The 13,036-nt window shown below is 38.4% G+C and carries 11 protein-coding genes and 1 tRNA gene; 5 read left to right on the forward strand and 7 right to left on the reverse strand.

Annotated features, from left to right (window positions below; translation table 11 throughout):
• Positions 1–44 precede the first annotated feature (44 nt).
• Positions 45–1,022, forward strand: coding sequence for a fumarylacetoacetate hydrolase family protein (locus RYH73_RS21360; protein WP_335315519.1), 978 nt, complete (start codon positions 45–47; stop codon positions 1,020–1,022).
• Between the two features lie 15 nt (positions 1,023–1,037).
• The gene (locus RYH73_RS21365; RefSeq protein WP_335315520.1) at positions 1,038–1,916 is read left to right on the forward strand and encodes a flavin reductase family protein; all 879 of its coding nucleotides are present in this window, start codon (positions 1,038–1,040) and stop codon (positions 1,914–1,916) included.
• Between the two features lie 31 nt (positions 1,917–1,947).
• Here RYH73_RS21365 and RYH73_RS21370 read toward each other — a convergent pair whose 3' ends face one another.
• From RYH73_RS21370 to RYH73_RS21385, 4 genes are all read right to left on the reverse strand, one after another.
• The gene (locus tag RYH73_RS21370) at positions 1,948–3,690 is read right to left on the reverse strand and encodes an aromatic amino acid hydroxylase (RefSeq protein WP_335315521.1); all 1,743 of its coding nucleotides are present in this window, start codon (positions 3,688–3,690) and stop codon (positions 1,948–1,950) included.
• Between the two features lie 133 nt (positions 3,691–3,823).
• A complete protein-coding gene (locus RYH73_RS21375; protein WP_335315522.1) occupies positions 3,824–4,804 on the reverse strand; it encodes a 2-hydroxyacid dehydrogenase in 981 nt (326 codons plus the stop codon).
• A 118-nt stretch (positions 4,805–4,922) separates the two neighbouring features.
• Positions 4,923–5,312, reverse strand: a complete 390-nt coding sequence (locus RYH73_RS21380) for a DUF1634 domain-containing protein (protein WP_335315523.1) — start codon at positions 5,310–5,312, stop codon at positions 4,923–4,925.
• A gap of 32 nt (positions 5,313–5,344) precedes the next feature.
• Positions 5,345–6,178 carry a sulfite exporter TauE/SafE family protein gene (locus tag RYH73_RS21385; protein ID WP_335315524.1) on the reverse strand — a complete coding sequence of 278 codons (834 nt, stop codon included), beginning with the start codon at positions 6,176–6,178 and terminating at the stop codon, positions 5,345–5,347.
• 244 nt (positions 6,179–6,422) lie between these two features.
• Here RYH73_RS21385 and RYH73_RS21390 point away from each other — a divergent pair, with 244 nt between their 5' ends.
• Both RYH73_RS21390 and RYH73_RS21395 read left to right on the forward strand, forming a co-directional pair.
• Positions 6,423–7,646 (forward strand): metallophosphoesterase family protein, encoded by a 1,224-nt coding sequence (locus RYH73_RS21390; RefSeq protein WP_335315525.1) that lies wholly within the window; start codon positions 6,423–6,425, stop codon positions 7,644–7,646.
• Entirely contained in the window at positions 7,643–10,708 is a 3,066-nt protein-coding gene (locus tag RYH73_RS21395; protein WP_335315526.1) for an SMC family ATPase, read from the forward strand. The genes RYH73_RS21390 and RYH73_RS21395 overlap by 4 nt, the downstream gene beginning before the upstream one ends.
• A 33-nt stretch (positions 10,709–10,741) precedes the next feature.
• Here RYH73_RS21395 and RYH73_RS21400 read toward each other — a convergent pair.
• The 3 genes from RYH73_RS21400 to RYH73_RS21410 form a co-directional block, all read right to left on the reverse strand.
• A tRNA-Gly gene (locus RYH73_RS21400) sits at positions 10,742–10,817 on the reverse strand.
• 98 nt (positions 10,818–10,915) lie between these two features.
• Entirely contained in the window at positions 10,916–11,359 is a 444-nt protein-coding gene (locus RYH73_RS21405) for a hypothetical protein (RefSeq protein ID WP_335315527.1), read from the reverse strand.
• 37 nt (positions 11,360–11,396) lie between these two features.
• Positions 11,397–12,581 (reverse strand): sensor histidine kinase, encoded by a 1,185-nt coding sequence (locus RYH73_RS21410; protein ID WP_335315528.1) that lies wholly within the window; start codon positions 12,579–12,581, stop codon positions 11,397–11,399.
• Positions 12,582–12,830: 249 nt separating this feature from the next.
• Here RYH73_RS21410 and RYH73_RS21415 point away from each other — a divergent pair, with 249 nt between their 5' ends.
• The gene (locus RYH73_RS21415) at positions 12,831–13,004 is read left to right on the forward strand and encodes a DUF6496 domain-containing protein (RefSeq protein WP_335315529.1); all 174 of its coding nucleotides are present in this window, start codon (positions 12,831–12,833) and stop codon (positions 13,002–13,004) included.
• The last annotated feature ends 32 nt before the right edge of the window (positions 13,005–13,036 follow it).

The raw sequence follows: 13,036 nt of genomic DNA on the forward strand, positions 1-13,036 counted from the left end.
ATCTATTATAAAAATCATAGCTTTGAAGAGCGTTAGTCAAAATAATGAAACTTGTAACCTACCGTAACGAAGAAAGTGCTCGACTGGGTTTGCTTGCTAGAGCGGGCCTTTACGATTTGCAGCATTTAGATAAGCGTTTACCGAGCACGATGCGTTCGTTCCTTGAAGGGGGAGCGAGATCGATGGAGCTGGCTTTTGATGCTGAAAATTATATCAATAACCGCGCTGACTTCATAAACCCAATCATTGACTTTTCACTTGAGTCGCCTATACCAAACCCCACGTCCTTACGCGATGCCTATGCTTTTCCTCAGCATGTAGAGACTGCTCGTAAAAATAGAGGATTGGATATGATTCCCGCCTTTTATAAGTTTCCGGTGTTTTATTTTTCCAATCATCAGGCAATTTTCGGTGAGGGTGATATTATTTGCGAACGGGATCATTTCAATAGATTGGATTTCGAATTGGAAGTGGCTGTTGTATTGAATAAGCAGGGAAAGAATATTGCGGCTCATAAAGCGGACGAATATATTGCAGGTTATATGATCATGAATGACTTTAGTGCGCGTACCTTACAAATGGACGAAATGCAGCTCAGTTTGGGCCCCGCTAAAGGTAAAGATTTTGCAACCGCATTGGGACCATGGCTGGTGACACCCGACGAACTCGAGACTTATCGTTGTGAAACTCCCAGTGGCCATGTTGGTAATGTCTATGCCCTGCGTATGTCGGCTGCAGTTAATAACAAAGCTTTTTCAAAGGGTATGTTATCCGATATGCATTGGACCTTCGCTGAAATTATTGAACGTTGCTCATATGGTGTGAATATGTTTCCAGGAGACGTGATAGGTTCCGGGACGGTAGGCACAGGTTGCTTACTTGAACTTAATGGTACGGCACGTAGGGAGAATCCAAATTTCCGGGAGCGCTGGCTAATGTCTGGCGATGTGGTAGAATTGGAGGTCAGCGGATTAGGTGTATTGAAAAATAGAATCAGAAGGAATGATGTTGATGAACAGTAGATAGCATAAACGAATATGAAAATACTAAAGCCCGAGATGATCGATTTTGACACTATTTTAAAATATGCAATAGCGCCACGTCCCATTTGTTTTGCGAGCACCGTTGACCAGAAAGGGAATGTGAACTTAAGCCCTTTTAGTTATTTCAACATCGTTAGTCAACATCCTGCAATCTGTGTTTTTTCGCCACTGCGCCGTATGCGGGATGGTACCACGAAACATACGCTCCAGAATCTTGAAGAGGTAAAGGAGCTTGTTATAAATATTGTGAATTATAATATGGTGCAACAACAGTCTCTGGCAAGTACAGAGTATGAAAAAGGAATAAACGAGTTCGTAAAAGCTGGTTTTACCGCTATACCGTCGTTAGTCGTAAGACCACCACGCGTGAGAGAGTCGCCAGTACAGTTAGAGTGTAAAGTGCAAGAAATTATATCATTGGGTGATACTCCCGGTGCAGGAAACATGGTCTTGGCCGAGATTCTGCTGATGCACATCAAGGATGATGTTTTTGATACTGATGGACAGATTAATCAAGCAAAACTCGATTTGGTAGCCCGCCTCGGTGGTGATTGGTATTGTCGGGTTACGGGAGTCAATTTATTTGAGGTGCCAAAACCTTTAAAGAGACGGGGAATTGGTGTCGATCAGCTACCCAGGCATATAAGGTATTCGAACATATTAACGGGTAATCACTTAGGGTTATTAGGCAATGTGGAACACTTGCCCGATGAGAGGGCGATAGATGCGCTCAGGTGTGAGCCAGAGATACAGGAGTTATTGAACACATTTATTGGTGATCGAACAACTTTGGAAACTCATCTTCATCAAAGAGCCGCTGCGCTATTGGATAGGGGAGAGGTTATCCAAGCTTGGAAATTACTTTTGCTTTAGAACAAGCAAAAAAGAAGATAATACCCTCTGTTCAATGTGGAAGAAGTGCTAAACCATCTGCTATTAATTTCGATAATTTGGATTCTTTTTTTGCTTTATCCAGCAAATAACGTCTTATTTCATTAGCTGTTTTTGTGTTGGATTTCACGTTTAATAAAATTTCAAGAATTTCCAAGGAGCAAAGCCAGTCCTCCGGATAATTAGCGCGAATATTTAGCCATATATCAACAAGGTTTTTTACGGAACCAGTACCTTCGCGAATATTTCGGATTTCTTGATACAACCGATGTAGACGTTGCATGTTCTTTCCGTAATGTGGCGCAATTTTTTTGCTGTTAGCGTGTAAAGTGATTTGTTCATAGGCATTTTTATCAGCTGCCCCACAGTAAACAGAAACAACCCGCTCGCCTATACCCATGTTATACGGCCCCCATGTAGGTTTAAAGTATATATATCCCGTACTCCTATTTTTTACTTCACAATTTGACCAAGTAATCATGATCACTTTTTTTCGGATACGGGTAATATGCTCTATGGTGCCCTTTACTTCTATATTCGACTCGAAGAGAAGCGATGTTGAATCACCCTCAATAATACCTAAAGACGCCAATCGCATATCATCGCAATCTTCCAAGGGGAGGCTACAATTTGTTATGCGTCCTACTGGAGAACCATAACCCACGGCATGGTGCTCTTTACTGTGTCCGACAAGTTCCTTATTACTATAAGAAAGAGCGGATGGACCTTCTGTTTGAAGGTACGCTAACGATTGAAATGGTTCACTTTCTACAAACACTCCCGAGATCTGCAAGCCGGAACTGTAAACTGCTGTACATACGTTTTTACAGGCAATCGCTTTTTCAACACTCTCTTTGCCACCAACTCTGAAAGCCATACCATCAGCAAATTGGTTTAAAACCTTTAAGAGTTGACCAAAATCGGGAGTTACAAAAAGTTGCGGTTGAGGTTTTGTGATATCGTAATTATAATTAATAGCATCAATCGTGTAAGGAATTTTTTTTACGTTCGTTCGCATGCAACTGACACTTTCGCCAATGGATGATAGTAAGCCGGCTCCGTAAATTTTTGGGTTGTCGGGAGTACCAATCAAGCCATACTCTACGGTCCACCAATGGAGACGGCTTAGAAGTGCCATTTCGGAAGGTTTTCCCATATTGTTTTGAACATAAATTAGTTTATCCTCCACTTGTTGAACTCTTTCTTCAGAAGCAGTGCCATCTTCTTTTAAAATTGATAATTCGCGAATTACCTCATACAATTGAAAATCTTGAAATGAAAACATCGCTTTTGAACCGATTTCTCCAAAATAGCTTAGGTAAGCAGCGTAATCAGGTTCAGCAATAATGGGGGCATGTCCAGATGATTCGTGTATAATATCAGGTGCCGGAGTATATTCAATATGATCTATTTGACGGATATCAGCGGCAATAACCAATACATGATAGGCTTGAAATTCCATAAAGGCCACAAGTGGAATAAAACCGTCAACGGTAACTGCACCCCATCCTATCTTTTGAAGATGCTCATTCATTTCCGTGAGGTCAGGAATATGCTCAATACTAATCCCCGCTTTCTTTAAACCTGGAATATAAGGATAATAGGCTATATCCTTGAGATAGTTATAATTCTGGCGCATAACGTACCGCCAAACCGCCTGATCAATTGGTGTATAATGTGCATAATGTTGATCAATAATATACTGCCTTAAATGATTTGGTAGCTTTGCCAATACAGGGTTTCCATACGTATTCATAGCCGGTAGGTTTATCGGCCTAAGTTAGCTAATCTTTTATATTTTTTATTTAATTCGGTCGGTATATTTTATTTTGTATTTAAATTTTGAAAATTAAGATCAATTCAGCTTTATATTCTACACCTCGCGATGATTACCGTTGTGCATAAACCTCCGGGTTAACGATATGAGGTAAAGGTTGCCCATGGAAAGCAGCAATAACATTTTTAGCCGCAATGCTCGCCATACCATCCCTCGCTTCTACGGTATTGGACCCTATATGAGGAAAAACTGCAACATTCGGCATATGAAGAAGGGGATTATCTGCTTGCATAGGTTCCGGATTGGTTACATCCAATCCAGCTCCCCATATTAAGCCTTCTTGCAACGCTTCAATAAGATCCGTTTCATTATGTACTCCTCCCCGTGAAGGATTTATGAAAATAGCAGACGGTTTCATCTTACGGAATACTTCTTTATTGAACTTGTTTTTTGTATCTGGTGTAAGTGCGGAGAAAGCTACTAATACGTCGCTTTGCTGTATCAGTTCATCAAAAGATACGCGGATAGCACCAAGACTTCTTTCTGCCTCTTCATTGTGCGAACGATTGTGGTATATGATCGGCATATTAAAAGCTGCCGACGCCTTTTTTGCAAGCTCATAACCAATATTTCCCAAGCCAAATATACCCAATGTTTTACCTTGAATAGAAAAACCGAGGTCGTCTATCGGTTGACTAAAGCCCCATTCACCTTGAATGATTTTCTTATGAAGATACAATGCCTTCCGAGATACAGCTAACATTAAAAGAAAAGCTGTATCGGCTGTGGCTTCACTTAAAACGTCAGGGGTATTACCCACAGGAATGCCCCATTTCGTAGCGGCTTTTATATCCACGCGGTCGTAACCAACCGAATGCAAGGAGATGACCTTTAAATGTTTACAAGCCTCAATAAAGTCGTCATTCAGTGGGCCCCAACCGGCTGTCAACAAAGCATTGTGTTTACTACAACGATTGATTAACTCTCGTGTGCTTAACTCTCTTCTTTCAATATGTTGCTCATAAGTAATACCTGCCTCATTTAAAAGATCAAGACCAACTTGAGGAATTATACGGTCAATAAATACAGTCATACGTAAAATATTATTTAAATTATAAATGGCCCTAAATAGTTATAGCATCTGATTCTACTTATTAAGAAGCGAAAAGACTTATCAGTGTATAGCGTCCTTTCATAAAACCAATCGTATACTAATGAGCAAAACCAAAAAAAACACTAAAACAAATGATAGCAATAACAAGTAGTGTAATTGCTACATAAAGGTAGTCCTTCTCTAAAAAGAAGGCAACTAACGAGAATACAATACGCAAAATAGGTGTTAAAAATAAAAGCAGAATTCCTAATAAGATGACATCGTCACCTCGTCCACGTATGACACCCCCAAGTGTCTCTTTCGTTAATGTTAATATATTAACATCTTTTTCTACGAATATACTGTAATGCACTATTTCCTGTTCGTGGTTGAATAAGTAAATCAATCCGCCTAAAGCAGCTACACCGAGCGCTGTCCAAACGCCATATCGTAGTAAATTTCCTATAACAAGCTGAATATCTCGATCGCCTATTTTTTCATTTTGCATTCTTTCTTAAATTTAGCTCAAATAACATCAACTTATATATTTCCTTTAATACCATTATAAATCATGTTTAATGCCAAAGCAATGATAATAACAGCAAAGAACCTTCTTAATTTTTTAGGATTGGCCTTCAAGAGCACTTTCGCACCAGTCATAGCGCCGAGCAAAACACCTATTACTACGGGCATGCAAATATCCGGCTCGATATAACCTTTCTGCAGATAAATAACGGCACTGGCGGTAGCGGTAACTCCCATCATAAAATTACTGGTAGTTGTTGATACCTTGAATGGGATGCGCATTATATTGTCCATAGCAATTACTTTAAATGCACCTGATCCGATTCCAAGTAAGCCGGATAACATACCTGCAAGTCCCATCATACTAAACCCACCTATTACATTTTTAGTACCATAAGAAACGGTTCCGGAGGCTGTAGGATAGGTTGAAGGTAGCTTTAATGCTAAGGCTAAGGAACTCGAGGATTTTACATTATGCTCTTCTTTTTTGCGCAAAGAATTAAGCGCTGAAAATATAAGGGTACAACCAAATAGAATAGCGATAAAGCTGGTAGGGGCAATCGAGGCCAGTAAGGCACCACCTACTGCCCCGGCAGTTGTAGCGATTTCCAAAAACATTCCCAAACGCATATTCGTGATTCCTTCTCTTACATACGCAGCTGCTGATCCAGATGACGTCGCAATAACAGAAACAAGTGCTGCACCAATAGCATAATGTATATCAACACCCAAAACTACCGTTAACAATGGAATGATGACAACGCCACCGCCGAGTCCTGATAACGATCCGATAAATCCTGCACAGAACGCTCCGAACAATAAGATGAGTGTAAAAGCTAAAACTGTCATTTCAAGTGGAGTTTGGCCCCAAACTTAGCTAAATTGTAGGGATTATACAATTAGTTGCCGGTACCTGATGATCGTTTGTGACCTCTATTCGACGACAAGAATTTGTTACGATTGCCTTGTTATATTTACTGGTTATGGGCGATTTTTAAATGGAAAAATAAGATCGGCTTTTTATGAACGTTATTTTTTAAGGCTATTAATAAAAAAATTCCGTTTTTTGTTAATGTTAACTATAAATGAACTTATGAAAATACTTCATACAGCTGATTGGCATTTAGGTAAGAGATTAGATAGATATTCACGATTGGAAGAGCAACGTGCCGTACTTGATGAACTAATTGTATTGGCTGATGAAAATGAAGTCGATGTAGTATTGGTCGCCGGTGACCTATTCGATGCTTTTAATCCGGCGGCTGAGGCGGTAGAGCTGTTGTACAAAAGCTTGAAACGGTTAGCAAACAACGGTGAAAGAGCCATTATCGCTATTGCCGGTAATCACGATTCACCAGATAGGATTGACGCACCGGATGTACTGGCTCGTGAATGCGGAATTGTGTTTATTGGCTATCCACAAGCTGAAATAATAGAAGGTGAGTTATGTGGTGGTTTTCGTATTACCCGAAGTGAACCTGGCTTTCTCGAGTTACAAGTTCCGAAATACGATTACCCCCTTCGTTTGTTGTTGACGCCTTATGCTAACGAGTACCGTTTGAAAACATTTCTCGGTGTCGATAACGGAGAAGAAGAATTGAGAAATATGTTAGGCGCATTTTGGCAACGATTGGCAACAAAATATTGTGATGATTTGGGGGTAAATATATTAATGGCGCATCTTTTTGTAATGAAAAGGGGAGAGGTTCCCCCCGAAGAGCCGGTCGATGAAAAACCGATACTACATATAGGTGGTGCACAAGCGATCTACAGCGATAATATCCCTAAAACCTTACAATATGTAGCATTGGGACATTTACATCGATATCAAGAAATAGATAAGGCCCGCATGCCGATTGTTTATAGTAGCAGCTTATTGAGTTATAGCTTTGCTGAAGCCGAACAGCGTAAGAATGTAGTATTGATAGAAGCCGAACCCGCTAAAGCAGTACATTTTCAGAAGCTGACATTGAAAACAGGAAAACCGCTATATAGAAAGCGCTTTGAAGGTATATCAGGGGCCCTTGAATGGTTAAATAATTGCGGCCCTGCCTGGATTGAACTCACAATGGTAAGTGAAGATTTCATGAATGCCGAAGACAGAAAGAGGCTTTTGCTGGCCCATGAGGGGATTGTTACCATCATTCCTGAAGTAAAGAATAGAGGTTCTTTGCCTGATGAAGGTCGGACTATTGATTTGAGCCAATCCGTTGAAGAGCTGTTTATCCAGTATTTTAGTTTTAGAAATGGACAACAACCTAATGCGGATTTAATAACATTGTTTAAAGAAGTAAGAGCAGAACAAATAGACGAATGATTCCAGTTTCATTAACTATAAAGGGACTTTTTTCCTATCAAAAGGAGCAAATTATCAATTTCGATCGATTAACTGACGGACAATTATTTGGCATATTTGGTTCCGTGGGATCGGGTAAATCTTCCATTTTAGAGGCAATTGCTTTTTCACTCTACGGAGAAACGGAACGACTAAGCACGCGGGATGATCGAAATTACAATATGATGAACCTAAAATCTGACGAATTACTAATTGACTTTGTTTTTAGCAACTTTGATGAAATGCAGTATCGATTTGTCGTTAGAGGAAAACGTCACGGGAAGAAATTCGAAAAAGTAAACACCTTTGATCGGACTGCTTATATTTTAAAAAGCGGTGCCTGGGAGCCTTTGAAAGAAACAACAGCCGAATCTCTGTTAGGGCTTAGCTATGAGAATTTTAGACGCACCATTATTATTCCACAAGGTAAATTTCAGGAGTTTCTACAATTAACAGACAAGGCTCGTACTGATATGCTCAAGGATATTTTTCAGTTAGATAAATATGAGTTTTTTCAACAGACTACTTCTTTGGAGCGAAAGAATAATGAGGTTATGCAACGCTTGAAGGGAAGACTATCTGTTTTTGAACATTTAAGTGAAATGCACCTTAACCTTGCGTTGCAAGAATTGGAAACGATGGCGGCAGCGAATTCAACGCTGAAAACAGAACTCCAAGATAGAGAAGATAGCCTGAAGCAACAGGAAGAGCTAAAACGATTATTTGACAATTTAAAAGTTGCTGAAGATGCTTACAACCAATTGCAGACCAAGGCTACAGAATATCAGCAACTGAAACAGCAATTAAGCGACTACGAATATTGCGAACGGAACTTTAAAGCGAATATACAACGCGCAGAAGAACTGATTGCTGGTATTGAAAAACGAAAAGAAAATTTAAAAGAATATCAATATAAGTTAAAAAATTGCGAGACTCTGCTGATGGAACAGCAGCAGGAGTTTGCTAATATCACCTTGAAATATCAATCACTCGAACTCCTGGATCAGAAACGAAGTGATTATCATACGGCTTTGCAAATGTTAAAGCTGAAAAACGATATCAATCATTTAGGTGAACGGATTGTCAGAGGGAAAGACTTTGTACATAAAGCACAGCAGGAGAAAATACATCGGGATAAAATAAGTATAGAGCTTAAGGAGAAATTAAAAAGAAAAAAGAATGAAAAACCTGACCTGAATGTTTTATCGGAAATAAAGAATTGGTTTACCTCGCATGAGCATCTGGAGAAAAATAAAAAAGAAACCGAACGAGCCATCCATGAAATTACAACGACTTTCAAGGAAATAGAAAAATCGATAAATAGCTTACTTAATGAGGAAGAAATTCCATTGCAAAATTATAAAGAATCATTAGACATTCGTATCAAATCGATTGAAGCGGAACTGGATACCTTGTTGAATGAAATTGCGCATATTCAGATGCAAGCTAAATTAGGTGATTTTGTAGCCGCCTTGCATAGGGGGGAAGCATGTCCGCTTTGTGGAGCATTAGAGCACCCTCAGATTATAGTATTGGCAGATGTGGAAAAACAGCTCCAACAATTAACAAAGCGACTCGCGTATATTAAAGAAGAAAAAGACAGGCTTGGCAAACTTTCGCGTCAATTGGAGATATTGGAAGTGAAAAAAGCTACGGTTGTGAGGAGTCAGGAAGTTATGACTTCAAAGAGCGATACGGATGAGCACGCATTACAAGCACATTTGCGTAAATTTATTTGGGAGTCGATCTGCAGTAAGGACGATGCCGAAGTTATTGATCAATTGCTTGCGAAACATAAGGTTATAGAGAAGGAGTTGGAACAGCTTGATATTGCAATTAATGAAAACGATGCGTTATTGAAAAAAGCAGAGGCAGATAGAGATCAATATGAAGAAGCTATAAAAAAAATCGTAGGAGAAGAACGAGAAAAGGTTGGGTCACTAGATATGCTCATAAATCAGCTTCGTCACATATCTAAAGAAGAAGTTTATACTTATGATTACAAGTATTTAGAAGATAGTATTTTAAATATTGATTCCGAATATAAAATAATTGTTGACAAATATGAACAACTTCAAAGCCTAGTACATGAACAACAACAGCTAAAAGTATCTTTGGAGACCAGAGCTCAGGCAATTAGTGAAAGTATGGTTGCGGAAGAGGAGCGTTTAGATTTTATAAATGATCAATTACAAACTTCACTGAGTAAGTCAAAATATTCGAACTTGACACAAGTTAAAAGTCTTTTAAATTTAGCAATTGCTGTGGAAGAGGTTCGAGGCAATATAGACCTATTCTTCCAGCAATTATATAATGTGAAAGAACAGTATGCCGCCTTAGCCTCGGATGCAAAAGATAAGACGTACGATGAAAAGCTGTTTTTAAAATCAGTAGACGCCTATGAATTACTCAAGAATCAATTCAATGAGCAACAAGAAAAGCATGCGGCAGCTAAGGCAAATTATAATAGACTTTTAAAGCAACTGCAAGAAAAACAGCAATTACAAAACGATTTGCAATTATTACAACAACGAGCCGATGACCTAAGCTTGTTAAAGAATTTATTCAAAGGAAGTGGCTTTGTTAGTTATATATCAACAGTTTATTTACAGCAATTATGTGATGCCGCAAACAAACGTTTTTATAAGCTTACACAACAGCGATTACAACTGGAGGTGACAGATAAAAATGAATTTCAGGTGAGAGATTATTTAAACGATGGCAAAACAAGATTGGCCAAAACGCTATCGGGAGGACAAACATTTCAGGCATCATTATCCTTAGCGTTAGCATTGGCTGAATCCGTGCAGCAGCAAAATAAGTCAAAACAGAACTTTTTCTTTTTAGACGAAGGTTTTGGGTCTTTAGATAAGGAATCGTTAGCTGTCGCCTTTGATACGCTAAAAACATTGCGAAATGAGCATAGGATAGTGGGTGTCATTTCTCATGTAGAAGAGCTGCAACAGGAAATAGATGTCTATTTAAAGATTAAAAATGATCCTTTTTTAGGTACACAGGTAAGCGGAAGTTGGGAAGTCGACTAAATAAAAAAACACCATACGGGAAGTATGGTGTTTTGGAGCGAAAAACGAGGTTCGAACTCGCGACCTCAACCTTGGCAAGGTTGCGCTCTACCAACTGAGCTATTTTCGCATTAGGATAACAAATATAAGCGAGATAAATATTTTTTGCAAGCACTAATTGAAAATAGCCGATATCTTTTAACCCATCAAATAGCTCCTACGAGTCTATTATTTTTTTAGATCTTTTAAGGAAATATTTTTGGGAAGTATATACGGTAATATGCTAGAAAATAACGCGAAGCAATCCCATAAAAATCGATTGCTGTCTTTGTTTTTTTCTCCGCAATCAATAATTGCAGTGCGGCCCAGTAAACATTGAAGCTTCTGTGATTGATGATGAATGCCCAAAAAGCGAGCGAATCTTAGTAGATAATATTCGAAATATAAGTGACCCCAGATCTCAACAGCCAAAGAATTAGACCTTATCTTTAGCGGTGCGCCGTATAGCGACTCGTGGTCCTGTTGTATCGCGTTAATTAACCAGGCTGTTTTTTGTGTTATATCGTGGTCAAAAAAATGCCATAGATCAATATCATTCGAAATACGTATAATTCCAGGTTCATAGCCTACGCGTACAGTAAATGAATGATAACGAAGTACTCTATCTACCATGGTTTTTATGATCAAACAGGAAAACAGAAGGAAGGTTTTATTTTAAACTGGAAGGAGAAAAAGCATTTCTCTTTAGAAAGCTTACAGTAGGTTGTGCCAATTTTTCTTTAGTGGTTTTGATCGGTAGAATAAAATAGAAGACCGAACCTTTTCCAGGCTCGCTTTCCAGTCCGAATTTACCATTATGATGCGTGATGATTTGTGCACAGATAAATAAGCCCATTCCCAGGCCTTGATGTCTGTTTTTTTTGTTGTTCACGCGGTAATATTTATGAAAAATATATGGTTGCTTTTCTCTAGGAATACCCTGTCCTTGATCTTTTACACAAACTTTTAACCATTTGTTATCTATTATTTCTGTGTAGACGAGCACTTCTGTATCTTCAGGAGAATATTTGAGTGCATTGGTTAAATAATTGCTGAGAACTTGCTCCAACCTTTCATGGTCGCCTTCTAGCCACACTTTGGTATGATCATAGACGTTGATTTGCCTATCTGGATAACTATGTTTTACACTTTCGATGGTTTGCTTTAGGTAGTCTCGACAGTTAAAAACAACGAAATTGTATTCCATTTTTCCAGTTTGCAATCTAGAAGAATCTAAAAGATCTTTTGCAAGTCGATTCAATTTATTTGTTTGATTCAGACCTTTAGATAATAGCTGTATCGTTTGTTCAATATCTTTATTGTTAGCGCTGCGAAGCGCTAATTGCAGATAAGCGTTTATAGAAGTAATCGGTGTGCTAAGCTCATGCCCTGCAATACTAATGAATTCATCTTTTGCAGCCCCTGTCATTTTTCTTTTTTCGAGCTCTTCTTTCAACGCATTGTTCTCAATTTGTAACCGTGTAAAATGACGTTGTTTATCAATAATGGATTTAATCTTGAAAAGGAGAGAAGTCGTACTATAATTGCCGATCAAATAATCTAAGTATAATCCTGTATATTTTTCGAATTCAGGCCAGAGGGGCTTGGATCGCGAGCTAATTAATAGAACTGGGAGTTCTTTCCCTTCAGGAATATTATTTATTGCATCTAAGATTTCATTCGTTTCAATTTCTAGGGATTCTGTTCGCAGTATCAGAAGTTTATATTTGAAATTGACAATATGCTTGATGATTTCATTTGGCGATGTAACATGCTGATTGAGCAGGTTATTTGCCTTCAAAAATTTCATTAAAGAATTGCTATGCTCGGGTACGTTATCAAAAACCAGTATCATACAATCTGATTTACAATGTTAGGTAGCCTGATCTGACATTTCTAATATCGATAAATGTACGCTATCAATAAAAAAAATTACACGAAACCGTGTTTTCTGAGGACAGAATTTTCATTCTCATCATGCTACTTTCGGATTTTCGCACTATGCGTTGTTAAATACATACGTGCTTACATTAAAATCTTTCCTGCAAATAGGAAACATCCTGGACTTTCTTTTGTTCTTTAAATGCATAAAAAATAGAATGTTATGGCAAAGTATTCAAAAAAGGCAAGCGAGAAAGTGGAAGAAACTATGCATGAAATGAAGGAGGGAAAATTAAAAAGTGGAAGCGGTAAAAAGGTTACTTCAAAAAAGCAGGCAATTGCTATTGGATTATCTGAGGCAAGAAAAGAAGGTGCTAAAGTACCAAAGAAAAATTAAACTTCATCTTTCGAATAATTTTATGGTAAGCA

The sequence above is a fragment of the Olivibacter sp. CPCC 100613 genome (assembly GCF_036959255.1).
Classification (GTDB): Bacteria; Bacteroidota; Bacteroidia; order Sphingobacteriales; family Sphingobacteriaceae; genus Olivibacter.

Excerpts from the sequence above, each read along its gene's own strand:
- RYH73_RS21360 (WP_335315519.1), top strand. The coding sequence starts at position 45 with ATGAAACTTGTAACCTACCGTAACGAAGAAAGTGCTCGACTGGGTTTG.
- RYH73_RS21395 (WP_335315526.1), top strand. The coding sequence starts at position 7,643 with ATGATTCCAGTTTCATTAACTATAAAGGGACTTTTTTCCTATCAAAAG.
- RYH73_RS21370 (WP_335315521.1), bottom strand. The coding sequence starts at position 3,690 with ATGAATACGTATGGAAACCCTGTATTGGCAAAGCTACCAAATCATTTA.
- RYH73_RS21375 (WP_335315522.1), bottom strand. The coding sequence starts at position 4,804 with ATGACTGTATTTATTGACCGTATAATTCCTCAAGTTGGTCTTGATCTT.
- RYH73_RS21390 (WP_335315525.1), top strand. The coding sequence starts at position 6,423 with ATGAAAATACTTCATACAGCTGATTGGCATTTAGGTAAGAGATTAGAT.
- RYH73_RS21415 (WP_335315529.1), top strand. The coding sequence starts at position 12,831 with ATGGCAAAGTATTCAAAAAAGGCAAGCGAGAAAGTGGAAGAAACTATG.
- RYH73_RS21385 (WP_335315524.1), bottom strand. The coding sequence starts at position 6,178 with ATGACAGTTTTAGCTTTTACACTCATCTTATTGTTCGGAGCGTTCTGT.
- RYH73_RS21410 (WP_335315528.1), bottom strand. The coding sequence starts at position 12,581 with ATGATACTGGTTTTTGATAACGTACCCGAGCATAGCAATTCTTTAATG.
- RYH73_RS21365 (WP_335315520.1), top strand. The coding sequence starts at position 1,038 with ATGAAAATACTAAAGCCCGAGATGATCGATTTTGACACTATTTTAAAA.
- RYH73_RS21405 (WP_335315527.1), bottom strand. The coding sequence starts at position 11,359 with ATGGTAGATAGAGTACTTCGTTATCATTCATTTACTGTACGCGTAGGC.
- RYH73_RS21380 (WP_335315523.1), bottom strand. The coding sequence starts at position 5,312 with ATGCAAAATGAAAAAATAGGCGATCGAGATATTCAGCTTGTTATAGGA.